The sequence below is a fragment of the Micromonospora sp. NPDC047557 genome (assembly GCF_043205095.1).
Lineage (GTDB): Bacteria > Actinomycetota > Actinomycetes > Mycobacteriales > Micromonosporaceae > Micromonospora.
Genome location: NZ_JBIDDK010000011.1, coordinates 20489 through 46972 on the forward strand (window position 1 = coordinate 20489; position 26484 = coordinate 46972).

The 26484-nt window shown below is 71.0% G+C and carries 25 protein-coding genes and 1 riboswitch; of the genes, 22 read left to right on the forward strand and 3 right to left on the reverse strand.

The window, feature by feature from the left end; translation table 11 throughout:
• Positions 1-224: 224 nt before the first annotated feature.
• The 12 genes from secY to truA all read left to right on the forward strand — a co-directional run bounded on the left by secY (position 225) and on the right by truA (position 9034).
• Positions 225-1553 carry a preprotein translocase subunit SecY gene (gene secY / locus ACGGAQ_RS23255; protein WP_393052417.1) on the forward strand — a complete coding sequence of 443 codons (1329 nt, stop codon included), beginning with the start codon at positions 225-227 and terminating at the stop codon, positions 1551-1553.
• The gene (locus tag ACGGAQ_RS23260; protein WP_088950228.1) at positions 1554-2207 is read left to right on the forward strand and encodes an adenylate kinase; all 654 of its coding nucleotides are present in this window, start codon (positions 1554-1556) and stop codon (positions 2205-2207) included.
• 88 nt (positions 2208-2295) lie between these two features.
• Entirely contained in the window at positions 2296-3147 is an 852-nt protein-coding gene (gene map / locus ACGGAQ_RS23265) for a type I methionyl aminopeptidase (RefSeq protein WP_354858645.1), read from the forward strand.
• A gap of 123 nt (positions 3148-3270) precedes the next feature.
• A complete protein-coding gene (locus ACGGAQ_RS23270) occupies positions 3271-3837 on the forward strand; it encodes a DUF1707 domain-containing protein (protein WP_393052420.1) in 567 nt (188 codons plus the stop codon).
• Positions 3838-4181: 344 nt separating this feature from the next.
• Positions 4182-4403, forward strand: coding sequence for a translation initiation factor IF-1 (gene infA, locus ACGGAQ_RS23275; protein ID WP_007073013.1), 222 nt, complete (start codon positions 4182-4184; stop codon positions 4401-4403).
• A gap of 91 nt (positions 4404-4494) precedes the next feature.
• On the forward strand, positions 4495-4608 hold the full coding sequence (rpmJ, locus tag ACGGAQ_RS23280; protein ID WP_043965539.1) for a 50S ribosomal protein L36: 114 nt from the start codon (positions 4495-4497) through the stop codon (positions 4606-4608).
• A gap of 266 nt (positions 4609-4874) precedes the next feature.
• On the forward strand, positions 4875-5255 hold the full coding sequence (gene rpsM / locus ACGGAQ_RS23285; protein ID WP_007465236.1) for a 30S ribosomal protein S13: 381 nt from the start codon (positions 4875-4877) through the stop codon (positions 5253-5255).
• A gap of 119 nt (positions 5256-5374) precedes the next feature.
• Positions 5375-5782, forward strand: a complete 408-nt coding sequence (rpsK, locus tag ACGGAQ_RS23290; protein ID WP_030329919.1) for a 30S ribosomal protein S11 — start codon at positions 5375-5377, stop codon at positions 5780-5782.
• Between the two features lie 13 nt (positions 5783-5795).
• Positions 5796-6422: a 30S ribosomal protein S4 gene (rpsD, locus tag ACGGAQ_RS23295; RefSeq protein WP_007465229.1), complete on the forward strand. Its 627-nt coding sequence runs from the start codon at positions 5796-5798 to the stop codon at positions 6420-6422.
• A 98-nt stretch (positions 6423-6520) separates the two neighbouring features.
• Positions 6521-7543, forward strand: coding sequence for a DNA-directed RNA polymerase subunit alpha (locus tag ACGGAQ_RS23300; RefSeq protein WP_007465227.1), 1023 nt, complete (start codon positions 6521-6523; stop codon positions 7541-7543).
• Between the two features lie 34 nt (positions 7544-7577).
• On the forward strand, positions 7578-8135 hold the full coding sequence (gene rplQ / locus ACGGAQ_RS23305; RefSeq protein WP_234583431.1) for a 50S ribosomal protein L17: 558 nt from the start codon (positions 7578-7580) through the stop codon (positions 8133-8135).
• A gap of 68 nt (positions 8136-8203) precedes the next feature.
• Positions 8204-9034, forward strand: coding sequence for a tRNA pseudouridine(38-40) synthase TruA (gene truA, locus ACGGAQ_RS23310; RefSeq protein ID WP_393052424.1), 831 nt, complete (start codon positions 8204-8206; stop codon positions 9032-9034).
• Between the two features lie 111 nt (positions 9035-9145).
• Here truA and ACGGAQ_RS23315 read toward each other — a convergent pair whose 3' ends face one another.
• Positions 9146-10210, reverse strand: a complete 1065-nt coding sequence (locus ACGGAQ_RS23315; protein WP_393052426.1) for a hypothetical protein — start codon at positions 10208-10210, stop codon at positions 9146-9148.
• A gap of 102 nt (positions 10211-10312) precedes the next feature.
• Between ACGGAQ_RS23315 and ACGGAQ_RS23320 the strand changes: the two genes are divergently transcribed.
• From ACGGAQ_RS23320 to ACGGAQ_RS23330, 3 genes are read left to right on the forward strand one after another with little or no spacing between them, the layout of a single operon-like run.
• Positions 10313-10918, forward strand: coding sequence for a class I SAM-dependent methyltransferase (locus tag ACGGAQ_RS23320; protein WP_393052428.1), 606 nt, complete (start codon positions 10313-10315; stop codon positions 10916-10918).
• Between the two features lie 41 nt (positions 10919-10959).
• Positions 10960-12639, forward strand: a complete 1680-nt coding sequence (locus ACGGAQ_RS23325) for an ABC-F family ATP-binding cassette domain-containing protein (RefSeq protein WP_393052430.1) — start codon at positions 10960-10962, stop codon at positions 12637-12639.
• Between the two features lie 37 nt (positions 12640-12676).
• The gene (locus tag ACGGAQ_RS23330) at positions 12677-13639 is read left to right on the forward strand and encodes an aldo/keto reductase (protein WP_393052432.1); all 963 of its coding nucleotides are present in this window, start codon (positions 12677-12679) and stop codon (positions 13637-13639) included.
• Between the two features lie 95 nt (positions 13640-13734).
• Here the strand turns inward: ACGGAQ_RS23330 and ACGGAQ_RS23335 are convergent, their stop codons facing one another.
• Together ACGGAQ_RS23335 and ACGGAQ_RS23340 are read right to left on the reverse strand one after the other, a co-directional pair.
• On the reverse strand, positions 13735-14268 hold the full coding sequence (locus ACGGAQ_RS23335; protein WP_393052434.1) for a hypothetical protein: 534 nt from the start codon (positions 14266-14268) through the stop codon (positions 13735-13737).
• A gap of 72 nt (positions 14269-14340) precedes the next feature.
• A complete protein-coding gene (locus tag ACGGAQ_RS23340; RefSeq protein WP_393052436.1) occupies positions 14341-20184 on the reverse strand; it encodes a ThuA domain-containing protein in 5844 nt (1947 codons plus the stop codon).
• Between the two features lie 291 nt (positions 20185-20475).
• Positions 20476-20585, forward strand: a riboswitch (TPP riboswitch).
• Here ACGGAQ_RS23340 and thiE point away from each other — a divergent pair.
• The 7 genes from thiE (at position 20580) to thiC (ending at position 26459) form a co-directional block, all read left to right on the forward strand.
• Complete coding sequence (gene thiE / locus ACGGAQ_RS23345) at positions 20580-21203, forward strand: thiamine phosphate synthase (RefSeq protein ID WP_393052438.1); 624 nt, start codon at positions 20580-20582, stop codon at positions 21201-21203. It overlaps the preceding riboswitch by 6 nt.
• Entirely contained in the window at positions 21200-22357 is a 1158-nt protein-coding gene (gene thiO / locus ACGGAQ_RS23350) for a glycine oxidase ThiO (RefSeq protein ID WP_393052440.1), read from the forward strand. Before thiE ends, thiO begins: the two co-directional genes overlap by 4 nt.
• Complete coding sequence (gene thiS / locus ACGGAQ_RS23355; protein ID WP_234583421.1) at positions 22348-22548, forward strand: sulfur carrier protein ThiS; 201 nt, start codon at positions 22348-22350, stop codon at positions 22546-22548. Before thiO ends, thiS begins: the two co-directional genes overlap by 10 nt.
• On the forward strand, positions 22545-23324 hold the full coding sequence (locus ACGGAQ_RS23360; protein WP_393052442.1) for a thiazole synthase: 780 nt from the start codon (positions 22545-22547) through the stop codon (positions 23322-23324). Before thiS ends, ACGGAQ_RS23360 begins: the two co-directional genes overlap by 4 nt.
• Positions 23321-24067 (forward strand): thiamine phosphate synthase, encoded by a 747-nt coding sequence (locus ACGGAQ_RS23365; RefSeq protein WP_393052444.1) that lies wholly within the window; start codon positions 23321-23323, stop codon positions 24065-24067. Before ACGGAQ_RS23360 ends, ACGGAQ_RS23365 begins: the two co-directional genes overlap by 4 nt.
• On the forward strand, positions 24064-24849 hold the full coding sequence (thiD, locus tag ACGGAQ_RS23370; protein ID WP_393052446.1) for a bifunctional hydroxymethylpyrimidine kinase/phosphomethylpyrimidine kinase: 786 nt from the start codon (positions 24064-24066) through the stop codon (positions 24847-24849). Before ACGGAQ_RS23365 ends, thiD begins: the two co-directional genes overlap by 4 nt.
• A gap of 17 nt (positions 24850-24866) precedes the next feature.
• Positions 24867-26459: a phosphomethylpyrimidine synthase ThiC gene (gene thiC, locus ACGGAQ_RS23375; RefSeq protein ID WP_354863263.1), complete on the forward strand. Its 1593-nt coding sequence runs from the start codon at positions 24867-24869 to the stop codon at positions 26457-26459.
• Positions 26460-26484 lie beyond the last annotated feature (25 nt).

Here is a 26484-nt window from a genome sequence, read left to right on the forward strand (position 1 = left end):
GACCTCGGCGCCCGTCAGTTGTGAGCAACTGGCGGGCGCCTAGGTCTGCCTGGGCCGTGTGCGCCCGGTAATATCGGATTCGGTTTATGTAGCCGGGCACACCTGCCCGGAGCGGGACAGGGCTGTTAGAGTCCCATCCCAGCCATGGATTGCGGGCACTCGCCCGTGATCCACCCCCACCCGCCAGGGATCACCGGCGGCCCGCCTCGCGCAGGAGGAAGAAGTTGCTGTCCGCCTTTCTCAGTGCGTTCCGTACGCCTGACCTGCGCAAGAAGCTGCTGTTCACAGTAGGCATCATCGCGGTCTACCGGCTGGGTGCCACGCTCCCCAGCCCGGGCGTCTCGTACGGCAACGTGCAGAAGTGCCTCGACTCCATCTCGGGCGACACGACGGGCCCGCTGAATCTGCTCAACCTCTTCTCCGGCGGGGCGCTGCTCCAGCTCTCGGTCTTCGCGTTGGGCATCATGCCCTACATCACCGCGTCGATCATCCTGCAGCTGCTGACCGTCGTGATTCCGCGCCTGGAGCAGCTCCGCAAGGAGGGCCAGGCCGGCCAGGCGAAGATCACGCAGTACACGCGCTACCTGACCCTCGGTCTCGGCGTGCTGCAGGCCTCGGCGTTCGTGGCGCTGGCCCGCTCGGGGCAGCTGTTCCAGAACCGCTGCGACCAGTTCCCGATCATCCCCGAGGGCACCGGCATCCCGGACTGGCTGACCCTGTCCATCCTGGTGATCACCATGACCGCCGGCACCGGCATGGTCATGTGGCTCGGTGAGCTGATCACCGACCGGGGCGTCGGCAACGGCATGTCCGTTCTGATCTTCACCTCGATCGCGGCCCGGTTGCCCGGCGAGGGCTGGCAGATCAAGACCAGCCAGGGCTGGGGCAAGTTCGCCCTCGTCATCGCGCTGGTTCTGGTGGTCATCACCGCGGTCACCTTCATCGAGCAGGCGCAGCGCCGGATCCCGGTGCAGTACGCCAAGCGGATGATCGGCCGGCGGATGTACGGCGGCACCTCGACCTACATCCCGCTGAAGGTCAACCAGGCGGGTGTCATCCCGGTCATCTTCGGTTCGTCGCTGCTGTACCTCCCGCAGCTGGCGCTCCAGTTCTTCGACCAGAACGACCCGGGCAAGGTCCAGGCGTGGATCCAGAACAACCTGGTCGCTCCGAACAGCCCGATCTACATTTCGGTCTACTTCCTGCTGATCATCTTCTTCACGTACTTCTACGTCTCGATCACGTTCAACCCGACCGAGGTCGCGGACAACATGAAGAAGTACGGCGGGTTCGTGCCGGGTATCCGGCCGGGCAAGCCGACGGCCGACTACCTCGACTTCATCCTCAGCCGGATCACCCTGCCGGGCGCGCTCTACCTCGGCATCATCTCCATCCTGCCGAACTTCTTCTTCATCTGGCTGGACAGCCAGCAGTACCAGAACTTCCCGTTCGGTGGCACCGCTGTGCTCATCATGGTCGGCGTCGGTCTGGAGACCGTGAAGCAGATCGAGAGCCAACTCATGCAGCGGAACTACGAAGGGTTCCTGCGGTAGATGAGACTCGTTCTGGTTGGCCCGCCGGGTGCGGGTAAGGGCACGCAGGCAGAGTTCATCGCCGCGCACCTGTCGGTGCCCAAGATCTCGACCGGAGACATCTTCCGCTCGAACGTCACCCAGGGCACGCCGCTCGGCGTAGAGGCGAAGCGTTACATGGACGCCGGCGAGCTGGTTCCGGACGAGGTCACCATCAACATGGTCCGGGACCGGCTGGCCGAGCCGGACGCCAGCGAGGGCTTTCTGCTCGACGGCTTCCCGCGGACGACTCCGCAGGCGGCCGCTCTGGACAAGCTCCTCGCCGATCTGGGCACCGCCCTGGATCTGGTCCTGGAGCTGGTGGTCGACGACGACGAGGTGATCCGGCGGCTCTCCGGCCGGCGCACCTGCCGGGGTTGCGGCAAGATCTGGCACGTCGAGTTCGACGCCACCACCCGGCCGGGCATCTGTGACCGGTGCGGCGCCGAGCTGTTCCAGCGCGACGACGACAAGCCGGAGACCATCGCCACCCGCCTGCGGGAGTACAGCGAGAAGACCGCGCCCTTGGTCGACTACTACGGCGCCCAGGGGAAGCTGGTCGGGATCGACGCCACCGGCCCGGTGGAGGACGTCACCACCCGGGCCATCGACGCCCTGCGGTCGTACGGCGGCTGAGGTTCTTCCCGCGCCGCGGCGGATAGAGTGCGAACAGCGGGGTACGCGAGACGTGCCCCGCTGAATAGCCACGAAAGGTAACCGCTCCATGCGTCGTCCCCAGCTGGACATCCAGCTGAAGACCCCTGACCAGATCGAGAAGATGCGCGCGGCCGGGCTCGTGGTCGCCGAGGCCCTGCGGCGGATGCGCGAGGCGGTGGCCCCCGGCGTGAGCACGGCGGATCTGGACGCCATCGCCGAGTCGACGATCCGCGAGGCGGGCGCCGTCCCGTCCTTCAAGGGCTACCACGGCTTCCCGGCGTCGATCTGCTCGTCGGTCAACGAGCAGATCGTGCACGCCATCCCCTCGCCGGAGCAGGTGCTCGCCGACGGCGACCTCATCTCGATCGACTGCGGCGCGGTGCTCAACGGATGGCACGGGGACTCCGCGATCACCGTCGGGGTGGGCGACGTCGACCCGGCGCTGCTCAAGATGGCCGAGGTCGCCGAGGACGCGATGTGGGCGGGCATCGCCGCCGCAGCGCGCGGAGCGGCCAGCGGCAAGGGGCGGCTCACCGACATCTCGTACGCCGTGGAGACGGCGGTCCGCAAGGGCGGCCGGTACGGCATCGTCGACGGCTACGGTGGCCACGGCATCGGCACCGAGATGCATCAGGACCCGCACGTGCTCAACCACGGCCGGCCGGGGAAGGGGCCGCGTCTGGTCCCCGGCATGGCGCTGGCGATCGAGCCCATGATCACCATGGCGTCCCCGCGTACGGTCGAACTGGCCGACGGTTGGACGGTCGTCACCCGGGACGGGTCGGTCGCGGCGCACGTCGAGCACTCGATGGCGCTGTTGCCCGACGGCGTGTGGGTGCTCACGGCCTTCGACGGGGGCCGCGCCCGCCTGGGCGACCTGGTCACCGCCCGCCAACCCGCAGAAACCACCACCCCCTGACCCCACCCCGTCCGTTGATCATGAAGTTGTTGCCCTGACACGCCGGTGCGGCTGGCAACAACTTCATGATCAACCGATGTCCGAGGTCGGGCGGACTGGCGTGGCGGTGGCATGCTTGCCGGCATGGACGGGCGCGACGGGATGCGAGCCGCGGACGCGGACCGTGAGGTGGTTGCCGACCGGCTACGGGCCGCCCTCGGCGAGGGGCGGTTGGACCTGCACGAGTACGACGAGCGGGTGCAGCGGGCCTACGCGGCGCGCACGTACGCCGAGCTGGACGCCCTGCTCACCGACCTGCCCCCGGTGACGCCCCCGGAGCATTCGGCCCTGCGGCCGGCCAGCGCGCCGGCTGAGCCGCCCGTCGGCCCGCTCGGCGCGCTCGGGCGCGGCCATGTCAATCGTTGGCTGGCCGAGATGTGGCTGCCGTACGTGAGGGTGATCGCCATCGTGGTGACCATCTGGGGCGTGACCTCGCTGCTGAGCCAGGAACTGCTCTACTTCTGGCCGGCGTGGGTGGCCGGGCCCTGGGGCGTGGTGCTGGTGCTCCGGACGGTCGGCGGGCTGGCCGGGGGAGAGCCACGCCGGCAGGCGATCGAGCGGGAGCGCCGGCGTGAGCGCAAGCGGGCCAAGCGTGAGCGCCGCCGGGAGCTGCGCACCGACGGGCCGGAAGATCCCGGGCCTGAGACCTGACCCACCCGCAGTCGATGATCATGGACCTGGTGTCGTCGGTCGCGGTGTTTCGGCCCGACAACCTCATGATCGGTATTCGGTGGAGCGCGGCTCCGCGGAGATCATCCGAGGGCCGGGTGGGGCAGCGGGGGCCGACGCGAGGCTGCGGTGGGTGGCCGGTTTGGCGACGGCGCGCAGGCCGGCGTACACTTTCTGTTCGGCGCACAGCGTCCACTCCGGCATGCCCACCCTGCGCTTCGGTGGGACCTGGAGCCGCGGCTGGCGCGGGCTTCTGATCTTGGTCAGTTTCCCGTGTAAGACGTTGTGGGCCGCCCGGAGCAATCGACGTCAGGACAGCGGAGGACATGCCGAAAAAAGACGGAGCCATTGAGATCGAGGGTCGGGTCATCGAGCCCCTGCCGAACGCCATGTTCCGGGTGGAGCTCGCGAACGGCCACAAGGTGTTGGCTCACATCAGCGGCAAGATGCGGCAGCACTACATCCGCATCCTGCCGGAGGACCGGGTCGTCGTCGAACTCTCGCCGTACGACCTGACCCGCGGGCGCATCGTCTACCGCTACAAGTAGTCCTGACGGCGGCCGGGAAGTCCCGTGTCCGTCTTCGACGTCCGGTCTCGCGCATCGCGCGTCCCCGGGCCAGATGGGAAGTAAGGCAACCGTGAAGGTCAAGCCGAGCGTCAAGAGGATCTGCAACAAGTGCCGGGTTATCCGCCGGCACGGCCGGGTCATGGTCATCTGCAGCGACCCGCGCCACAAGCAGCGCCAGGGCTGACTCAGCCCGTCCGGCCGGAACACGGCCGGGTGGCGTTGGTCCGGGCAGTTCCTCAGCGACACACAGATCACACATGCTCGTCCCAGCCGCGAGCGGTACGCGAGACGTACTTGCGCGTGGCTGACCCCCGGTCGGAGGCCGGGGCCCGCTTGGGCAGCGACCGATCCCGGTCGCCGGCGCTGACAGCGTCGGAAAGACGGGACGGCCGGTAGCGGGGTGGGACGGGTCCACACCTCCGCCACACATCACGAGGAGTACGCCCGCACATGGCACGTCTAGTCGGCGTGGATCTCCCCCGCGAGAAGCGGATGGAGATCGCGCTCACCTACATCTTCGGGGTCGGTCGCACCCGCGCCCTGGAGACACTCGCCGCCACCGGCATCTCGCCGGACAAGCGCGCTCGGGACCTCACGGACGAGGAGCTCGTGCAGCTCCGCGACCACATCGAGGGCAACTACAAGGTTGAAGGCGACCTGCGCCGCGAGGTCGCCGCTGACATCCGCCGCAAGGTCGAGATCGGCTGCTACGCCGGCATCCGGCACCGCCGGGGCCTGCCCGTGCGTGGCCAGCGGACCAAGACCAATGCACGGACCCGCAAGGGCCCGAAGCGGACCGTCGCCGGCAAGAAGAAGCCCGGCAAGAAGTAATTCTTTAACCGGAATTCTGGTCGTTCTCCGTCGAGGTAGGCCGGGCTCCAACCGGAACCGGTGTCTACGTAATCAACGGGGCGACAAGCCACAGAACCCATTCAGGAGCGCACAGACTTATGCCACCGAAGGCTCGTGCCGGAGCCGCTGTCAAGAAGGTCCGGCGCAAGGAACGCAAGAACGTCGCCCACGGGCAGGCGCACATCAAGAGCACCTTCAACAACACCATCGTGTCCATCACGGACCCGACCGGTGCGGTCATCTCCTGGGCCTCCGCGGGCCAGGTGGGCTTCAAGGGCTCCCGCAAGTCGACTCCGTTCGCCGCTCAGCTGGCCGCCGAGGCCGCCGCGCGTCGGGCCATGGAGCACGGCATGCGCAAGGTCGACGTGTTCGTCAAGGGCCCCGGTTCCGGCCGGGAGACCGCGATCCGTTCGCTGCAGGCCGTCGGGCTGGAGGTCGGCCAGATCGCCGACGTCACCCCGCAGCCGCACAACGGATGCCGTCCGCCTAAGCGTCGTCGGGTCTGAGAGGTAGAGAGAGATGGCTCGTTACACCGGTGCTGACTGCCGCCGTTGCCGGCGGGAGAAGATGAAGCTGTTCCTCAAGGGCAGCAAGTGCGATGGCCCGAAGTGCCCGTTCGAGTCCCGGCCGTTCCCGCCCGGGCAGCACGGCCGCGGCCGCACCAAGGAGACGGAGTACCTGCTCCAGCTCCGCGAGAAGCAGAAGGCCCGCCGCGTCTACGGCGTGCTGGAGAAGCAGTTCCGTGGCTACTACGAGGAAGCCGTTGGCAAGCAGGCCAAGACCGGTGAGGTCCTCCTGCAGATCCTCGAGTCGCGGCTGGACAACGTCGTTTACCGGGCCGGCTACGCCCACTCGCGGGACATGGCCCGCCAGCTGGTCAAGCACGGTCACTTCACGGTGAACGGCAAGAAGGTCGACATCCCGTCGTACCGCGTCAAGGAGCACGACATCATCGAGGTCCGGGGCAAGAGCAAGGAGCTCACCCCGTTCGTGGTGGCGCAGGCTCAGGCCGGTTCGAAGACGGTGCCGGCCTGGCTGGAGGCAATCCCCAGCCAGATGAAGGTGCTCGTGCACTCCCTCCCGGCCCGGCAGGTCATCGACACGCAGGTCCAGGAGCAGTTGATCGTCGAGCTCTACTCCAAGTAGTCGGGCTCGTTGCGGTGGCCCGCCCCTCGGGGCGGGCCACCGGAACAGTTTGTGTCGTGGGCGTCAAATAGCGGGCGTCCCGGAAGAGAAGAGACAACATGCTCATCAGCCAGCGACCCTCCCTCTCCGAGGAGTCGATCAACGAGACTCGGTCGCGGTTCGCCATCGAGCCGCTCGAGCCGGGCTTCGGCTACACCCTCGGCAACTCGCTGCGGCGCACGCTGCTGTCGTCGATCCCGGGTGCGGCGGTCACCTCGATCAAGATCGACGGCGTGCTGCACGAGTTCACCACGATCCCCGGTGTCAAGGAGGACGTGGTCGAGCTCGTCATGAACATCAAGGAGCTGTGCGTCAGCTCCGAGCACGACGAGCCGGTCAGCATGTACCTGCGCAAGCAGGGCCCGGGCGACGTGACGGCGGGCGACATCCAGCCCCCGGCCGGCGTCTCGGTGCACAACCCGGACCTCAAGCTCGCGACCCTCAACGGCAAGGGCCGGCTCGACATGGAGCTGACCGTCGAGCGGGGCCGGGGCTACGTGACGGCTGCACAGAACAAGCAGTCCGGCGCCGAGATCGGCCGCATCCCGGTCGACTCGATCTACTCGCCGGTGCTGAAGGTGACCTACCGCGTCGAGGCGACCCGCGTCGAGCAGCGCACCGACTTCGACCGGCTCATCATCGACGTCGAGACCAAGCCGTCGATGGGCCCGCGTACCGCGCTGGCCTCTGCCGGTTCGACGCTGGTGGAGCTGTTCGGGCTGGCCCGGGAGCTGGACGAGACCGCCGAGGGCATCGACATCGGGCCGTCCCCGCAGGACGCCCAGCTGGCGGCGGACCTCGCTCTGCCGATCGAGGAGCTGGACCTCACCGTCCGCTCCTACAACTGCCTCAAGCGCGAGGGCATCAACTCCGTTGGTGAGCTCATCGGGCGTACCGAGGCCGACCTCCTCGACATCCGCAACTTCGGTCAGAAGTCGATCGACGAGGTCAAGATGAAGCTCGCCGGGATGGGTCTCGGGCTGAAGGACTCGGCTCCGAACTTCGACCCGGCGCACGTCGTGGACACCTTCGGCGAGGCCGACTACGACACCGACGACTACCGCGAGACCGAGCAGCTCTAGTCCGCGCTGCCGCCACAACTGAGGAGCACCAAAAATGCCCACGCCCACCAAGGGCCCCCGCCTCGGCGGCAGCCCCTCGCACGAGCGGCTGATGCTCGCCAACCTGGCGACCGCGCTGTTCCAGCACGGCAAGATCCAGACCACCGAGACGAAGGCGCGCCGGCTGCGTCCGCTGGCCGAGCAGCTCATCACCAAGGCCAAGCGCGGTGACCTCGCCTCGCGGCGGCGGGTGCTGGGTGTCGTCAAGGACAAGGACGTTGTCTACGCCCTGTTCGACCAGATCGCGCCCCGGTACTCGAACCGCCCCGGCGGTTACACCCGGATCGTGAAGACCGGTCCGCGCAAGGGTGACAACGCGCCGATGGCCATCATCGAGCTGGTGGAGGAGCTTCAGGTCGCCGAGCCGAAGGTGAACAAGAAGACCGCCGCCCGCAAGGCCGCGCAGCAGGACAAGGTCGAGGCGCTCGCCCCGGCCGAGGAGGCCCCGAAGTCGGCCCCGGCCGACCAGGACTCCGAGGCGCCGGTATCGGCGTCCGGTGACACCGACGCCGCCCGCGAGGACAGCGACGAGGCCACCGAGAACAAGGCCTGATCAAGGGCAACGTCGGGCCCGGCACCCCCATCGGGGTGCCGGGCCCGACCCGTAACAGGAGGTACGAGGTGGACGAGCGGATCCGGCTGCGGCTGGACGTCTCGTACGACGGCGCCGGTTTCTCCGGCTGGGCGCCCCAGCCGACCCGGCGGACCGTCGCCGGGGTGCTCGTCGAGACCCTGGACCTGGTCCTCGGCGCGGGCACGGCGACCGGTCTGACCGTCGCGGGTCGCACGGACGCGGGGGTGCACGCCACCGGGCAGGTCTGCCACCTGGACCTCCCCGCCGAGGTGTGGCGGCAGCACGAGGGACGGCTGCTGCGCCGGCTCGCGCGGCTGCTCCCCACCGACGTGCGGGTACGGGCGATGTCGGAGGTGCCGGCCGACTTCGACGCCCGCTTCTCGGCCACCTTCCGGCGCTACGAGTACCGGGTGACCGACGCCCCGTACGGCGCCGAGCCGCTACGCCGGCACGAGGTGCTGGCCTGGCCGCGACCGCTGGACCTGGCCGCCCTGAACGCCGCCGCGGCCGGTCTGGTCGGTGAGCACGACTTCGCCGCGTACTGCCGGCGCAAGGAGAACGCGACGACGCTGCGCGAGGTGACCCGGCTGGACTGGCGGCGCGACCCGGACGGCATCCTGGTCGCCACCGTGCAGGCGGACGCGTTCTGCCAGGCGATGGTCCGCAGCCTCGTCGGGGCGATGCTCGCGGCTGGCGACGGCCGTCGGGCGGTCCAGTGGCCGGGCAGCCTGCTCGACCGGCAGGAGCGTTCCAGCGAGGTGACGGTGGCCCCGGCGCACGGCCTCACCCTGGTCGCGGTCGGCTACCCGGCCGACCCGGCCGACTACGCCCGCCGCGCGGGCCTGACCCGCCGCCTGCGCGTGCCCGTGGAGGGCTGACAGCGGCGGTCGCGACCTCGGCGGCCAGTCGAGAAGGCTGACGACGGGCGGTCGAGGACGACGACGGGTGTGCCACCTGTCGGCGGCACACCCGTCGGGCGGAGGTGCGGATCAGTCTCCGGGCAGTTCGCCGTCGCCGTCGCCGCTGCCGGTGCCGCTCTGGGTTCCGCTGCTCTCGGTCGGCGCTGTCGTGGGTTGTCCGGCCGTGCCGCTGTCGGCCCGCCGTTGCAGGACGCCCCGGCTGAGGTGCGCCTCGATCATGTCGAACAGGATCTCCCGGATCTTGGTGTCGCCGGACTTGACCGCGGCTCCGTCCGCGCGGACCACCAGCGCGTACGCCAGGTAGTGGCCCCGGACCTGCCAGCCGACCCGTGCCGGGGCGGTGGCCAGGACATCCGCGTCGTCGCCGGCGGACAGCCCCCGGAACCGGCCCTGCCGGTCGTCGAGGAGTTGCCGGATCCGGTCCCGGGCCCATTCGGCGCTGACCTTGTCGGTGAGGTTGAACAGGCCGGCGGTGACCAGGTGGTCGCCGCCGGGAGCCCGCAACGTCGCCCGGACGACCTGGTTGCAGCCGAGCCGGACCAGCAAATCGGCCACCTCGTCGGTGGCGGCGACGGCGCAACTGCCGCTGGAGTGCGTCTTGAGGATCTCGTAGGCGGGCTGGCCGTTGCCGAGCTTCAACTCCTTGCCGGGAAAGAGTTCCTTCGCGGTGAGCGGCGCCTGGTCGGTGTCCCGCGAGTCCAGATCCTGCCGCTGTGCGGAAGCGGACGCGGCGACGTTCGGCTGGTACGTCGGGGTGGCCTGTGGCGCCGGCTTGTTGTCCACCAGCAGCGCGGCGGCGCCCAGACCGCAGAGCGCGAGCAGGACCAGGACTGCCGCACCGCCGACCAGCACCTGCCAGAGTCGCCCGCCGCCGCGCCGTGCGGGCGGCTCCACCGGCTGGGCCGAGGTGTAGACCTGGCTGCGGGGAGCCGCGACCGGGGTGCTGACGCGGGTTACCGGCGGCGGCTGGGTCGACGGCAGCATCAGCTGGTTGGGTCGGGGCAGCGACGGAGCGGGAAACCGGGACGGTGAGGGGCCGGCTGGCGGAGGCGGACCGGCGCCGAGCACGGCCAGGTCGGACCCGGGCTCCGGGTCCTCGAATGCGTCCTCTTCGGACTCGTACCGATACACCATGTCGCCTAGAGTAGGAGCCATTGTCCCTTTAGGGGGTAATATTAGGAAATGCGGCTGTGGGCCGTGTCGTGGCCTGCCCGGGCCGGTGCGAGAATTGCCGGCGTGACCGGCGACCATTACTTCACCGCGCAGCCCGCCAGCGACGCGCAGGTGCGCGAAGTCGAGTTCTCCGTCGCCGACCGCGACTACCAGCTCGTCTCGGCCGGCGGCGTCTTCTCCGCCAGCCGGCTCGATCCCGGCACCGCGGTGCTCCTGCGCAAGGCCGAGCTGCCCGCCGCCGACACCACCGGTGACCTGCTCGACCTCGGCTGCGGGTTCGGCCCGATCGCCTGCGTGCTGGCCGACGTGGCACCGGCGAGCACCGTCTGGGCGGTCGACGTCAACGCCCGCGCCCGCGAGCTGACAGCCGTCAACGCGGCCCGGATCGGCGCCGCCGACCGGGTGCGGGTCAGCGCACCGGACGACGTGCCGGCGGACCTCCGGTTCGCGCAGCTGTGGTCCAACCCGCCCATTCGCATCGGCAAGGACGAGTTGCACGAGCTGTTGCTGCGTTGGCTGCCCCGACTCGCCCCGGACGGCGTCGGCTGGCTGGTCGTCGCCCGCCACCTCGGCGGCGACTCGCTGCACCGCTGGATCGTCGATGCGGGTTGGCAGGTCGAGCGGCGCGCCAGCCAGAAGGGCTTCCGGGTGCTGCGGGTCACCCGGTAATTGGATGTCCCTCCCGGCCCTCGCTGGGGCAGGATCCCGGCGTGGGATACGTGGACGTGGCAGCGGTCGGGCACATCCTGCCCGACGGTCGGGAACTCTTCGCCGACGTGTCGTTCCGGGTCGGGGAGGGCAGCAAGGTCGCCCTGGTCGGGCCGAACGGCGCGGGAAAGACGACCCTGCTGCGGATGGTCGCCGGTGACCTGCCGGTGCGTACCGGCACCGTCGCACGGGCCGGCGGGCTGGGCGTGATGCGCCAGTTCATCGGCATGATCGGCGACGAGACGACGCTGGCCGACCTGGCGCTGTCGCTCGCCCCGCCACCGCTGCGCGACGCCGGCCGCCGGCTCGCCGAGACCGAGACGGCCATGCGGGCGGCCGAGGTCCGCGGCAAGTTCAGCAGCGCCGCCGGAAAGGCCCAGCTGGCGTACGCCGACGCGCTCGGCGCCTGGGGCGAGGCCGGCGGGTACGACGCCGAGGTGCTCTTCGACACCGTCGCGACCATCGTGCTCAACAAGCCCTGGGACGCGGTACGGGACCGGCCGGTGCGTACCCTCTCCGGCGGCCAGCAGAAGCGCTTCGCCCTGGAGTTGCTGCTGCGCGGCCCGGACGAGGTGCTGCTGCTGGACGAGCCGGACAACTTCCTCGACGTGCCCGGCAAACGCTGGCTGGAGGCGCGGCTGCGCGAGTCCACCAAGTCGGTGCTCTACGTCTCGCACGACCGCGAACTGCTGGCCCAGAGCGCCGACCGGGTGGTGGCCGTCGAGGGCGGCAGCGCCTGGGTGCACCCCGGTGGCTTCGCCAGTTGGCACGAGGCGCGGGTGGCCCGGCACGCCCGTCTCGACGAGCTGCGCCGGCGCTGGGACGAGGAGCACCAGAAGCTGCGCGAGCTGATGCTGATGTACAAGCAGAAGGCCGCGTACAACGACGGGTTGGCCTCGCGCTACCAGGCCGCGCAGACCCGGTTGCGTAAGTTCGAGGAGGCCGGGCCGCCGCCCGTACCGCCGAAGGACCAGGACATCCGGATGCGGCTGACCGGCGGGCGGACCGGCAAGCGCGCGGTCGTCTGCGACAAGCTGGAGCTGGACGGCCTGACCTTCCCCTTCGACCTGGAGATCTGGTACGGCGACCGGGTGGCGGTGCTCGGCGCCAACGGCACCGGCAAGTCGCACTTCCTGCGGCTGCTGGCCCGGGGTGGCACCGATCCGGACCCGGCGAACGGGCCTGTCGACGGGGCGGGCGCGCTCGCCCCGGTGGCGCACGACGGCACCGCCCGGCTCGGCGCCCGGGTCCGCCCCGGCCACTTCTCGCAGACCCACGACCGACCGGAGCTGATGGGCAGGACGCTCGTGGAGATCCTGTGGCGGGGTGACGAGCACCGCACCGGGATGGACCGGCACGCGGCGATGGGGGTGCTCAGCCGCTACGAGCTGGCCGGGCAGGGCGACCAGCGCTTCGGCACGCTCTCCGGCGGGCAGCAGGCCCGGTTCCTGGTGCTGCTGCTGGAGCTGTCTGGCGCGACCCTGCTGCTGCTCGACGAGCCCACCGACAACCTCGACCTGGCCAGCGCCGAGGCTCTGGAAGCGGGCCTGAACGCGTTCGAGGGGACGGTGGTGGCGGTCACCCACGACCGGTGGTTCACCCGCTCCTTCGACCGGTTCGTGCTGTTCCGGGGCGACAGCGAGGTGGTGGAGACCCCGGAGCCGGTCTGGGACGTGGGCTGAGCCGTCGTCCGGCGGGGGTGCGCCCGGCCGGCATAGGGTGGATCTCGTGACTGACATGACCTATCGCCGGCTGGGCGACTCCGGGCTCGTGGTGTCCGTGGTCGGCATCGGCTGCAACAACTTCGGCCGCAAGCTCGACCTCGACGGCACCCGCGCGGTCGTGGACGCCGCCCTGGACGCCGGGATCAACCTCTTCGACACCGCCGACATCTACGGCGAGCCGCAGGGCAGCTCCGAGGAGCTGCTCGGGCAGGCGCTCAAGGGACGCCGGGACGACGTGGTGGTGGCCACCAAGTTCGGCATGGACATGAACGGCCTCAACGGTCCGGACTTCGGCGCCCGGGGTTCGCGGCGGTACATCGCCCGCGCGGTGGAGGCGTCGCTGCGCCGGCTCGGCACCGACCACATCGACCTGTACCAGATGCACGAGCCCGACCCGGGCACCCCGATCGACGAGACCCTCGCGGCCCTGGACGATCTGGTCCGCGACGGCAAGGTCCGCTACCTGGGCAACTCCAACTTCGCCGGCTGGCAGATCGCCGACGCCGACTGGGTCGCCTCGTCCAACGGCCGGGCCCGCTTCATCAGCGCGCAGAACCACTACAGCCTGCTGGAGCGGTCCGTGGAGACCGAGGTGATCCCGGCCTGCGAGCGGTTCGGCCTCGGCATGCTGCCGTTCTTCCCGCTCGCCAACGGCCTGCTCACCGGCAAGTACAAGCGCAGCGAGCAGCCGCCGGCCGGCAGCCGGCTCTCCGGCGGTGGCCGGTACGCCGACCGGCTCGCCGCAGCCGACTGGGACACCATCGAGGCGATCGAGGCGTACGCGGCCGAGCGGGGTCTGACCATGCTCCAGGTGGCGATCGGCGGGTTGGCCGCCCAGCCGGCGGTGACCTCGGTGATCGCCGGCGCCACCACGCCCGAGCAGGTGCACGCCAACGCCGCCGCCGGCACCTGGGAGCCCAGCGACGACGACCTGGCGGCGCTGCGCGCCATCCTCTGAGCGCGGCGGGCGCGTGGTCGCCTGAACGACACCGGGCCGGGCCGCTCGTCGCGGCCCGGCCCGGTCGTTTCCAGTGGCGCCGCAGCGCCGGTCGGTCAGTCGTTCGGCGTCCAGGCCCGGCGGCGGCCGAACAGCATGGCCGCCACCATCGCCGCGGCGACCAGCACGAGGCCGGCCGCGGCGAACGGCCACCAGCCGCCCGCCCCGCCTTCGTCCGCGGGCATGGGCACCGCGACCGGCGCGGGCACCGGCGGAGACTGTGCCGCCTTCGCCTGCACCGTGGCGGTGGCCTTGCTCTGCAGCGGAGCGGGGGAGTCCACCGTCACCTTCCACGTGCCGGTGGAGAGCACCGGGCCGCTGCTGTAGAAGCCCTGCCCCTCGGGCTGTGGCTCCAGCTGCACCGGACCGACCCGTTGCCCGTCCGGGCCGGTGGCGGTGAGCACCAACCGCACCACCCGGTCCAGCCGGCGGCCATCGGCGTAGGTGGCCTGGATCGTGACCCCCTCAGCGCCGTCGCCGGCCACCGTCAGCTTGAGTTTGTCGGCTTTGGCGGCCGCCGGGGCCGCGGCGAACAGGGTCAGGGCCAGTCCGACGAAAACGGCGGCCAGGACCTTACGGATACCCGTCACGGACATCTCCCCACTACGGATGAGGGAGGCCCCTCCCCGACACCGTGGTGTCAGAGAGGGGCCTCGATCGGATCAGAGCTGGCGACCGGGTGCCAGCCGGGTGGCGTCGCCACCGAGCCGTCCGGTGCCCTTGACGGGTTCGCCGTCGTTCGCCTTGACCCCGGCCTTGCTGGCCGTGCCGCCGAGCCGAACGATCATGGCGTCAGCGTCCCGGATCAGGACGTCCCGGATCTCGGCCTCCGGCACCAGTGTGGCGTCGGTGGCGAGGGTCCGGAACTCGGTCAGCTGCTTGATCGCCTTGTCGTCGTTGCCCGCCGCCTCGGCCTTGCGGGCCGCGTCGAGCTTCGCCGTCAACTGCTTGTGCGCCTTGGCCGACAACCGTCCCGTCGCCTTGAACCGGTCCAGCAGGAACTGCATGTCCCGGAACGAGGTGGTGACGAAGAACCGGACGTTCGAGGTCGTCTTGTTGCCGGCCTTGTCGGTCGCGGTGACGGTCAGCTCGTGCAGGCCGAGCGACAGCTCGTACATGGCCTGCAGAGTGCCGCTGGCGTACGCCTTGCCGTCCAGTTGGCCGACCACTGTCGCGATGCCCGAGGTCGGGTCGACGGCCTGCCAGGACACCCGGACGTCCTGGCTGTCCCCGTAGAGCTGGCCGTCGGCGATACCGGAGACCAGCAGCGTGGGCTTGGTGCCGTCGATCTTCAGGATCGCCGACTTGAGCGTCTCGGCGTTGCCCGCCTTGTCGGTGGAGCGGTACAGCAGCTCGTGCTGCCCGTCACCGGCCACCTCGACCGGCTTCGAGTACGGCGTCCACGCGCCGCCATCCAGCGACCACTCGACCGTCTTGACACCGGAACCGGCGTCGGTCGAGGTCAGCACCACCGGGATGGTCCCGTTGTGCCAGCCCGCGTCGTTCGCCGGAGCGAACGTCGCAGTGGTGACCGGCGCGGTGGTGTCGATCTTGACCGAGACGGTCTTCGTCGACTCCACGTTGCCGGCCTGGTCCGTCGAGCGGAACCGCAGCTCGTGCTCGCCGTCACCGCTGATCGCCACCGGAGCGGTGTAGTTGGTCCACGCGGTGGCCCCGTCCAGCTGGTACTGCGTACCGGCCAGGCCACTGCCGCCGGCCTCGTCGGCGGCGGTCAGGGTGACCGTCACCGGCCCGGTGTACCACCCCTCGGTGGGGGTGCCGGACACCGCCGCGGTGGTGACCGGCGCCTTCTCGTCGGCCGCCTTCGTGCTCAACCGGAAGTAGTCGAACGAGGCCGTCTTCGACGCCGTCTGGTTGGCGCCGAGGGTGAACAGACCGACCTTCGGGGTCGCCCCGACCGCGCTGTTGGTCAGCGCCTCCAGCGTGGTCCAGGTCGTCCCGTCGGCCGAGTACGACGCCGTGAAGGTGTTGCCCACACGGGCCAGCCGCAGGTGCCACACCGCCGAGGTGAGGCTCGTCGCCTCCGGCTGCGGGTTCTGGACGACGCCGCCGATCTCGCTGCGGAACTCGATCCGCCGCGTCACCGTCTGGCCGGCCTGGTTGTCCGCGATGAAGTCGAACTTCAGGTAGTTGTCGTCGTCCGCCTGCACGAGCAGACCCGCCTGCTGGTACTGCTCGTTCAGCAGGCTGCCGTCGACCTTCGTCTCCAGGGTCCAGTCGCCCGAGGGCGCGGTCTGGAGGATGAAGTTCTTCGGCCCGGTGTTGCCGGTGCCGTAGATGTCACCGTTCGGCACGTCGATCCGCAGCGCGCCACCGGTCACCCGGTAACCGTTCGGGTCCTCCCGCAGGATCGCGTCCCACCGGCACTTGTCCAGCGTGGTGCCGTTGAACTCGTCCGACGGCTCGACCGGGCCGGCCGGGGCGTCCGGCGTGACCACGAACGAGTCGAACGCGGCGTCGACAACCGGCGCCTCGGTGCCTCCGTTGAGCGCGAAGACCCCGATCCGCGGGTTGGTGATGCCGGCGAGCGCGGCCGAGCGGCCGGCCGGGGTGAAGGTCTGCCCGTCGCCCGAGAAGGCCGCGGTCAGGTTCGTCCCGTCGCTGGTGATCCGCAGGTACACGGTGTCACCCGCCGGTGCGGCGGCGCTGTCGGCAGCGTCGTTGCGCGGCGTCGCGGCCGTCTCCCGGATGAACTCCACCCGTCGGCTGCCGTTGTAGAGCAGGTCCAGCTTGGCGTAGTTGTCGTCGTCGCCGTATACCAGCAGGCCGGCCTGCTGGTAGTTGGCCGTCACCGGAAGGGTGACCTTGGTGGTCATCTCCCAGGCGCCGCTCGGAGCCGCCTGGAGCACCAGGTTGGTGGCGTCGTTGCGGGCGCCGTAGAGGTCACCCACCGCGGTGGGCAGCTTCAGCGTGCCCCCACCGATGGAGTAGAGCTGGTTTTCCCGGACCACGCTGGTCCACCGGCCCTTGTCCAGGGTGTTGCCGTTGAAGTCGTCCGAACGTGCCCCGAAGCAGGACGTGTCCGGCGCGTTCACCCGCACCGGCACCGTGGCGTACGACTTGGCGCCCTTGCTGTCGGTCACCGTGAGGGTGGCCGTGAAGGTTCCCACGCTGGTGTACGTGTGGCTGGCGTCCAGGGTGGACGCGGTGCCGCCGTCACCGAAGTCCCAGGCGTACGTCAGCGGGGTGTCGCCCTCGGCGTCGGTGGCCGTGCCGTCGAAGGCGACGGTGACCGGCACGGTGCCGGTGGCCGGGGTCGCGGTGGCGGTGACCACCGGCGGCCCGTTCTCGGTGACGCCGCGGCCGACGAAGTCCATCCAGTTGACGTTGAACAGGGAACCCGTTCCGCCGTTCGGATCGCGGGCCACGAAGTACAGCGAGCCGCTCGCGGCACCGGTGACCGGCGCGCTCACGTCCGTGTACGTCTGCCACGCGCCGGTCGCCGGAACGGTGGCCGTGGCCACGACCGGTCCGTCGACGGCGCCCGCGTGGACCTCGATCCGACCCCCGGCGGCGGCCGAGGCGGCCCGGAACCGGATCTCGGTGATGTTCGTCAGGTCCGCCGGGACGATCGACCACCAGTCGCCGTCCTCGATGAACCCGATGTTCTGGCCGCCACCGGCGGTGTCGGCCCCGGTCTCCCGCTGCACGCCGGCGTCTCCGCCGCCGGTGCCGCCCGGCACCCGTCCGGTGGCCGTGAAGTACTCGGCCTGCTTCTGCTTGGGCTGCAGGATCTCGATGTCCCGGCCGGTGAGCGCGCCGGACCCGCCGGCCCCGCCCTTGTCGGTGTAGGTGGCCTCGAAGACCGCGAACACGTTCGCCTCGGCGCCGTGCCCGGAGGCGAGCGACGTCTGGACGGTGCCGGTGCAGCCGGTGTGCTGCTCCAGCGGGTGGGCGTGCTCGTCGTGACCGAGCAGCACCTGCAGGTTCACCCGGGCGCAGTCGATCTGCCCGTCCTCGGGGTCGGTCACCTTGACCGTGTAACGGACCTGGTCACCCCAGTTGAAGAAGCCACCGTCCGGCGGGAATTCGATGCTCACCGTCGGTGCGGTGTTGCCCACGGTGACCGGCACGTTGGCCACCGCGGTACGGCCCTTCGGGTTGGTCACGGTGAGCTGGGCGGTGTAGTTGCCCGCCGTCGCGTACGTGTGCGTCGGGTTGGCCTCGGTGGAGGTCTGCCCGTCGCCGAAGGTCCAGGCGTAGGTGAGCGCGCCGCCGTCCGGGTCCCGGGAGCCGGCGCTGGAGAAGGCGACAGTCAACGGTGCCGGCCCCGAGGTCGGGTTGGCGGACGCCGCCGCGATCGGTGCGCGGTCGCCGGCGGTGTAGTCGATCCGGTAGATGCCGGAGTCGTCGTTGTTGCCGCCGAAGCCCGTGCCCCACTCGATCAGGTAGAGCGCGCCGTCCGGGCCGAACTCGAAGTCCATCGGCCGGATCATGCGCATCCCGGTGAGCAGCTGGTTGATGTCCACCAACGACTTGCCGTCGGCGGTCATCTGCATCGTGTACATCTTGTTCTGGTTCCACTCGCCGAGCAGCGCCTTGCCGTCGTAGTAGGCCGGCCACTTGCGGGTGGAGTTGAGGTTGGCGTCGTACCGGTAGGCCGGCCCGCCCATCGGGGCGCCACCGCCACCGATCTCCGGGTACCGCGCGTCACCGGCGTAGCCGTAGTCGACGGTGGCCGGGACGACCGGCGGGAGGTTGGTCAGGCCCGTGTTGTTGGGCGAGTTGTTCACCGGCGCGGCGCAGTCGAACTTCGGACCGCTCGGGCCGGACGGGAAGGTGTAGTCGTTGTACGCCTCGTTCGTCCCGGTGCAGTACGGCCAGCCGTAGTTGCCGGGCTTCACGACGTTCCACTCGACCAGACCGCGGGGGCCCCGGTTCGGGTTGTCCGCGTTGGCGTCCGGCCCGTAGTCCCCGACGTACAGCGTGTCGGTCTTCGGGTCGGTGCCGATCCGGAACGGGTTGCGGAAGCCCATCGCGTAGATCTCCGGACGGGTCTTCTCGGTGCCCGGCGCGAAGAGGTTGCCGGTCGGAACGGTGTACGTGCCGTCGTCCTCCGGGTGGATCCGGATCACCTTGCCGCGCAGGTCGTTCGTGTTGGCGGAGGTGCGCTGCGAGTCGTAGTCCTGACGGCCCGGCCGCTCGTCGAGCGGCGCGTACGCGTTCGACTCGAACGGGTTGGTGTTGTCACCGGTGGCCAGGTAGAGGTTGCCGGCGCTGTCGAAGGTCATGCTGCCGCCCGCGTGGCAGCAGGTGTTGCGCTGGGTGTCGACCCGCAGCACCTGCTTCTCGCTCGCCGGGTCGATGGTGTCGCCGGTCACCGTGAACCGGGACAGCAGGTTGCGCGTGACGCCGTCGTTCGGGGCGTAGTAGAGATACACCCACTTGTTGGTGGCGAAGTCCGGGTCGAGCCGGATGCCGATGAGGCCGTCCTCGTTACCGGTGAAGACGTCCAAGTCGACGGCGGTGACGGTGTTGCCGGTGTCCGGCTTGATGATCTGCACCCGGCCGTCGCGCTCGATGTAGAAGACCCGCCCGTCGGGGGCGATGTCCAGCTCCATCGGGTTGCTGGTGTTGCTGTCCAGCGTGACCTTCTCGAAGCTGGAGGTCTTCGAGGCGCCGCAGTCGGCGTCGACCACGCCGGCCGCCGTCTGGATGCCGCCGAGCAGGTGCTTGAGGAACTCGGGCTCGGCGTACGACTCCCGGGTGTGCCCGCCGCCGGTGTACCAGGAGCGGCCACCGTCGAAGTCCTGGCACCACGCGGTCGGGTGGTCGGCGCCCATCGCGCCGGCGCCCGGGGTGTAGCTCTTCTCGTCCAGGCTGGCCAGCACGTGCACGTCCGGCCGGGGGTTGGTCTGGAAGTTGTACCACTCGTCGAACCGGGACCAGCGGTCCGGCAGTTCGGCGGTGGACGGGTGGGCGTGGTCCTCCACCTTGACGGTGGCCTGCTGGTTCTGCGGGTGGTTGGCGAAGTACGCACCGACCAGGTCGCCGTACCAGGCCCAGCTGTACTCGGTGTCCGAGGCGGCGTGGACGCCCGCGTAACCGCCGCCGGCCCGTACGTAGCGCTCGAAGGCCGCCTGCTGGTCGGCGTCGAGGACGTCACCCGTGGTGGAGAGCCAGATCACGGCCTTGTACTTGGCGAGGTTGGCGTCGTTGAACGCGGCGCCGTCCTCAGTGGTGTCCACCGTGAACCCGTTCGCCGCGCCGAGCTGCTGGATGGCGGCGATGCCGGTGGGGATGGAGTCGTGCCGGAAGCCGGCGGTCTTGGAGAAGACCAGGACGGAGTAGGGGTCGGCCGCTGCGGCCTTCGGTGCCTTCGGCACCACCTGGGTGACCGGAGCCGCGGCCTGCGCGTCTCGCGGGGGGACCTGCGCCGCGGCCGGAGCCGCCTGCGCCGGCGACCCGAGCAGGGTCGTCGAGGCGAGCGCGAGGGAGAGCAGGGTAGCGGTGAGTGGTAAACGGGCACGACGAGAACGGGACACGCCGCCTCCAATGTCGCGGTGGACAGGACTCGCGGGGGCGGCTCGCCGAAGACCGTCCCAGATGGAGCCGGTGGAGACGCCGTGCCAGGGCGTCCACGCCGGCATTTTGTCGATTCGCTGAACAAATTAGTTCGGCTGCATCGATGTCCGGCAAGATGCCGGCGGGTAACGGTTCTGCAACGGCGGGCGACATTCCGAACAGGACAGGAGAAAGTGCTCGGTCGATCTTTCGTGCCGGGGCCGCCGACCCCTCTCTTGGCAGAGGAGGCGGAACTGTCGTACGGTGACACGCAAGTAACCCACGGGAGCCCGGTGAACCGGGCTGAGAGGGGGGCTGACAGCCCCCGACCGTCGAACCTGATCCGGGTAATGCCGGCGCAGGGAGGAGCGTTGCCGTGCCGTCCCTTGGACGACTGCATCTCATCACCGACACCCGACCCGGGCGTGACCCACTCACCGTGGTCCGGGCCGCCCTCGCGGCGGCCCGCGCCGACCTCGTCGTGCAGGTCCGGGTGGAGGACTCCGCGACCGATCGCGAGGCGTACGACCTGGCCGGCCGGGTGCTGGCGCTCTGCGCGACGTACGGAGCGACCTGCCTGGTCAACGACCGGCTGCACGTGGCGCTCGCGGTGGGCGCCGCCGGTGGACACGTCGGGGCCGACGACCTGCCGGTCGCCGCCGCCCGGCACGTGCTCGGCCCGACCGGAGTGCTCGGCGCCACCGCACGCGCGCCGGAGACGGCGGTCGAGGCGGTCACCGCCGGGGCCAGCTACCTGGGCGTCGGCCCGTGCCACGCCACCAGCACCAAGGGCGGCCTGCCGGATCCCATCGGGCCCGCGGGCGTCCGCGCCGTCGCCGACGCCGTCGACGTGCCGGTCATCGCGATCGGCGGGGTGCGGGCCGACCGGGTGCCGGCGCTGCGGGCCGCCGGGGCGTACGGGGTGGCGGTGATCGGTGCGCTCTCCGACGCCGCCGACCCCGCGCGGGCGACCGCTGAGCTGCTGCGGGCGCTGGCGTGACGCGCGCCGATGTGGCGGTGGTCGGCGCGGGCCCGATCGGACTGGCCATCGCGTGGCGCTGTGCCACCCGGGGGTTGCGCGTCGAGGTGCACGACCCGGCCCCCGGGTCGGGGGCGTCGGCCGTCGCCGCCGGCATGCTTTCCCCGGTCGCCGAGGCGTACTTCGGTGAGCGGCGGCTGACCGAGCTGCTGGTGGCGTCCGCCGCCCGCTGGCCCGGGTTCGCCGCCGAGCTGACCGAGGCGAGCGGCACCGAGATCGGTTACCGGACCGAGGGCACCCTGATGGTCGGGCTGACCGGCGACGACCTCGCCGAGGCACGCCGGCTCTGGGCGTACCAACAGGGGTTGGGTCTGCCGGTGACGCCGCTGCGCCCGAGCGAGCTGCGCGACCGCGAACCGGCGCTCGCCCCTCGGGTGCGCGGCGGCGCGCTTGCGCCCACCGACCATCAGGTCGATCCCCGGCTGCTGGTGCCGGCGCTGCGCACGGCCGCGCAGCGGGCCGGCGCGGTGCTCGTGCCGCAGCCGGTTCGGCGGCTGTCCGACGTGGACGCGGGGGTCACCGTGGTCGCCGCCGGCTGCGGGGCCGCCGCGCTCACCGGCCTGCCCGTGCGGCCGGTGAAGGGCCAGATCCTCCGGCTGCGCGCGCCCGGCGGCGTCGCGCCGGGCTTCCGGTACGTGATCCGGGGGTACGCCGACGGCGAGCACGTCTATCTGGTGCCCCGCGCCGACGGCGAGGTGGTCCTCGGCGCGACGGTCGAGGAGCGCGCGGACACCAGCGTCACCGCCGGCGCGGTGCTGCGGCTGCTGCGCGCCGGTGTCGACCTGCTGCCCGAGCTGACCGAGTACGACCTGGTCGAGGCGATCGCGGGTCTGCGGCCCGGAACGCCGGACAACGCGCCCATCCTCGGGCCACTGCCCGGCCGGCCGGACGTCCTGGCCGCCACCGGGCACCACCGGCACGGCATCGTGCTCACCCCGATCACCGCCGAGAAGATCGCCGACCTGGTGACCACCGGCGTGCCCGACCCGCTGCTCGCGCCCTTTCGCGCGGACCGGTTCGCCGTCACGTCGGTCGAGACCGGCGACGCGGCACGGCCCGGCGCGGGCGACGTGAGCGGACCTGGACGGACGACCGAGGAGGACCGGTGGAGTTGACGGTGAACGGGGCCGGGCGCAGCGTCCCCGGCGGCGCGTCGGTGGCCGACCTGGTCCGCGACGTCGCCCCGCACCAGCGTGGCGTCGCGGTCGCGGTCAACGGCGAGGTGGTGCCCCGGGCCGGCTGGCCGGGCACGGTGCTGCGCGACGGTGACCGCGTCGAGGTGCTAACCGCCGCGCAGGGCGGGTGAGCGGCATGTCGTTCGAACTGGGTGGGGTGGCGTTCACGTCGAGGCTGATCCTCGGCACCGGCGGCGCCGCCAACCTGCACGTGCTGGAACAGGCGATCCGGGCGTCCGGCACGGAGCTGGTCACGCTGGCGCTGCGCCGGGTGGACACCGCCCCGGGCACCGCCGGAGGCCTGCTCGACCTGCTGGACCGGTGCGGGGTACGGCTGCTGCCGAACACCGCCGGCTGCCACACCGCCACCGAGGCGGTGAAGGTGGCCCGGCTGGCGCGCGACGCGTTCGACACCGACTGGGTCAAGCTGGAGGTGATCGGCGACGAGCGGACGCTGCTGCCCGACGGCGTGGAACTGCTCCGCGCCGCCGAGGAGCTGGTCGCCGACGGCTTCACGGTGCTGCCGTACACCAGTGACGACCCGGTGCTCGCCCGCCGCCTCGCCGACGTGGGCTGTGCCGCGGTGATGCCCGCAGGCGCGCCGATCGGCTCCGGGCTCGGCATCGGCAACCCGCACCACATCCGGCTGATCCGGCAGAGCGTGGACGTGCCCGTGATCCTGGACGCCGGCATCGGCACGGCGTCCGACGCGGCCCTGGCCATGGAGCTGGGCTGCGACGCGGTCCTGCTGGCCAGCGCGGTGACCCGGGCCGCCGACCCGGTGGCGATGGCCACGGCGATGCGGTACGCCGTCGAGGCGGGCCGACTGGCCGCCGGTGCGGGTCGGATCGCCCGCCGATTCCACGCCCTGCCGTCCACTCCCGACGAGGGAAGACCAGACCTGTGACGGGGGCCGTGCCGTCGGGAATTGTCCTGTTGACCGATCGGCTGGTCGCCAGGGGTGGTCTTGAACGGGTCGTCGCGGGGGCGGTCGCCGGGGGAGTGCGGTGGGTCGTACTGCGGGAGAAGGACCTGCCCCGCGCCGAGCGCGCCGCCCTCGCGGTCGACCTGCGCGCGATCCTCGCCGACATCGACGGGACCCTCATCGTGGCCGGCCCCGACCCGCTCGGCGGCGACGCCGTCCACCTGCCCGCCGCCGGCCCGTACCCGCCGCCGCCCCACCAACTGGTCGGCCGCTCCTGCCACAACCAGGACGAGCTGCACCGCCTGACCACCGAGCACTACGCCACGGTCTCCCCGATCTGGCCAACAAAATCCAAGCCCGGCTACGGCCCACCCCTGGAAACGGACGGCCTGCGGAAGCTGATCGAGGCCAGCCCGGTGCCCGTCCTGGCCCTCGGGGGAGTGGAGACACCGGAACAGGTGACCGCCTGCGTCGAGGCAGGAGCCAGCGGAGTGGCAGTGCTGGGCGCACTCATGCGAGCCCAAAACCCAGAAGAAACAGCCCACCTACTGAGCAGCGCTTTCCAAGAGGCGGTCACCCCGAAGCTGCCCGAAAGCTGGCAAGGGCGCACGGAGGTCCCCAGGTCAGGGCTGCGGCCGACCGTGCCCACGCAGGGATCAAGCCTGACCGCCCGGAGTGGGCACGGTCGGCCGCAGCCCCAGACCGCAACCGAAGAGGCAACATGACCCCGAGCACAGTGCTAACCATCGCCGGCTCCGACTCCGGCGGCGGCGCCGGCATCCAGGCGGACCTCAAGGTCTTCGCGGCGCTCGGGGCGTACGGCACCAGCGTCCTCACGGCGGTCACCGCGCAGAACACCCGCGGTGTCGACGCCGTCCTGCCGCTGCCGCCGCGCACGGTCACCGAGCAGCTGGACAGCGTGCTCGCCGACTTCACCGTCGGCGCGGTCAAGACGGGAATGCTCGGCACACCCGCCGTCGCCGACGCGGTCGCCCAGGCTGCCCAGGACGGCCGGCTGCCCCACCTCGTCGTCGATCCGGTGCTGGTCGCCACGAGCGGCCACCGGCTCGGCGTGGTGGGTGCGGTGGAGCGGCTGCTCCCGTACGCCCGGGTGGCGACGCCGAACTGCGCGGAGGCCGCGGCCATCACCGGACGCGCGGTGGACGACCTGGCCGGGATGGTCGTCGCCGCGGAGGCCCTCGCCGCCGGCGGCCCCGAGCACGTCGTGGTCACCGGCGGTGACCTGGGCGGAGACGAAGCGGTCGACGTGCTGCACGGGGGCGGCATCACGACCCTGCTGCGGGGGCCACGGGTGGACACCCGGCACACCCACGGCACCGGGTGCTCGTTCTCGGCGGCGATCGCGGTGCGGCTCGCGCTGGGCGATCCGGTGCCGGCGGCGGTGGGCGCCGCCAAGGAGTACGTGCTCCGCGCGCTGACCGGCGCGCGGGGCTGGGAGCTGGGCGCGGGGCGCGGGCCGCTGGATCACTTCGGCTGGTCCGCCTGATCACCAGGGAGGTTGTCATGCAGGCACGAGGCAAGGTGTACGTCGAGGGGTCACGACCGGATGTGCGGGTGCCGTTCGCCGAGGTGGCGCTGACCGGCGACCATCCGCCGGTGCGGCTCTACGACACGTCCGGCCCGGGATCGGACCCGTCGGTGGGGTTGCCCGCGTTGCGGGGCCCGTGGATCGCCGAGCGGGGTGACGTGGCGCCGGTACGAGGCGCGGGTACGCCGCTCGCCGGCGTGGACGGACGTCGTCCGACGCAGCTCGCGTACGCGCGGGCCGGCGTGGTGACGCCGGAGATGGAGTTCGTGGCGATCCGGGAGAACGTCGACCCGGAACTCGTGCGGGCCGAGATCGCCGCCGGCCGGGCGGTGCTGCCGCTCAACGTCAACCACCCGGAGTGCGAGCCGGCGATCATCGGCAAGGCGTTCCTGGTCAAGGTGAACGCCAACATCGGCACGTCGGCGGTCAGCTCGTCGGTCGCCGAGGAGGTGGAGAAGCTGACCTGGGCGACCCGCTGGGGCGCCGACACCGTGATGGACCTGTCCACCGGCAAGCGGATCCACGAGACCCGTGAGGCGATCGTGCGGAACTCGCCGGTGCCGATCGGCACGGTGCCGATCTACCAGGCCCTGGAGAAGGTCGGCGGCGACCCGGTCAAGCTGAGCTGGGAGGTCTTCCGGGAAACCGTGATCGAGCAGGCCGAGCAGGGCGTCGACTACATGACGGTGCACGCCGGGGTGCTGCTGCCGTACGTGCCGCTGGCCGTGGACCGGGTCACCGGCATCGTCTCCCGAGGCGGCTCGATCATGGCGGCGTGGTGCCTGGCCCACCACGAGGAGAACTTCCTCTACACCAACTTCGCCGAGCTGTGCGCGATCCTCGCGCGCTACGACGTGACGTTCTCCCTCGGCGACGGGCTGCGGCCCGGCTCGATCGCCGACGCCAACGACGAGGCGCAGTTCGCCGAGCTGCGCACCCTCGGCGAGCTGACGACGGTCGCCTGGGAGCACGACGTGCAGGTGATGATCGAAGGCCCCGGCCACGTACCCATGCACAAGATCAAGGAGAACGTGGACCTCCAGCAGGAGTGGTGCCACGAGGCGCCCTTCTACACGCTCGGCCCGCTGACCACCGACATCGCGCCCGCGTACGACCACATCACCTCGGCCATCGGCGCCGCGATGATCGGCATGTTCGGCACCGCCATGCTCTGCTACGTGACCCCGAAGGAGCACCTCGGCCTGCCGGACCGCGACGACGTGAAGGCCGGCGTGATCGCGTACAAGATCGCGGCCCACGCGGCGGACCTGGCCAAGGGGCACCCGGGCGCGCAGGCGTGGGACGACGCGCTGTCCAAGGCGCGGTTCGAGTTCCGCTGGGAGGACCAGTTCAACCTCTCGCTTGACCCGGAGACGGCGCGGTCGTACCACGACGCGACGCTGCCCGCCGAGCCGGCAAAGACGGCGCACTTCTGCTCGATGTGCGGCCCGAAGTTCTGCTCGATGAAGATCACGCAAGAGCTCAAGGAGTACGCGGCCCGCGGCATGAAGGACAAGTCGGCGGAGTTCGTCTCCGGCGGCGGGAAGGTCTATCTGCCGCTCGCCTGACCGGCCCGGCAAGGTCGACTCGGGT

Excerpts from the sequence above, each read along its gene's own strand:
- ACGGAQ_RS23260 (WP_088950228.1), top strand. The coding sequence starts at position 1,554 with ATGAGACTCGTTCTGGTTGGCCCGCCGGGTGCGGGTAAGGGCACGCAG.
- map (WP_354858645.1), top strand. The coding sequence starts at position 2,296 with ATGCGTCGTCCCCAGCTGGACATCCAGCTGAAGACCCCTGACCAGATC.
- ACGGAQ_RS23270 (WP_393052420.1), top strand. The coding sequence starts at position 3,271 with ATGGACGGGCGCGACGGGATGCGAGCCGCGGACGCGGACCGTGAGGTG.
- infA (WP_007073013.1), top strand. The coding sequence starts at position 4,182 with ATGCCGAAAAAAGACGGAGCCATTGAGATCGAGGGTCGGGTCATCGAG.
- rpsM (WP_007465236.1), top strand. The coding sequence starts at position 4,875 with ATGGCACGTCTAGTCGGCGTGGATCTCCCCCGCGAGAAGCGGATGGAG.
- rpsK (WP_030329919.1), top strand. The coding sequence starts at position 5,375 with ATGCCACCGAAGGCTCGTGCCGGAGCCGCTGTCAAGAAGGTCCGGCGC.
- rpsD (WP_007465229.1), top strand. The coding sequence starts at position 5,796 with ATGGCTCGTTACACCGGTGCTGACTGCCGCCGTTGCCGGCGGGAGAAG.
- ACGGAQ_RS23300 (WP_007465227.1), top strand. The coding sequence starts at position 6,521 with ATGCTCATCAGCCAGCGACCCTCCCTCTCCGAGGAGTCGATCAACGAG.
- rplQ (WP_234583431.1), top strand. The coding sequence starts at position 7,578 with ATGCCCACGCCCACCAAGGGCCCCCGCCTCGGCGGCAGCCCCTCGCAC.
- ACGGAQ_RS23315 (WP_393052426.1), bottom strand. The coding sequence starts at position 10,210 with ATGGTGTATCGGTACGAGTCCGAAGAGGACGCATTCGAGGACCCGGAG.
- thiD (WP_393052446.1), top strand. The coding sequence starts at position 24,064 with ATGACCCCGAGCACAGTGCTAACCATCGCCGGCTCCGACTCCGGCGGC.
- thiC (WP_354863263.1), top strand. The coding sequence starts at position 24,867 with ATGCAGGCACGAGGCAAGGTGTACGTCGAGGGGTCACGACCGGATGTG.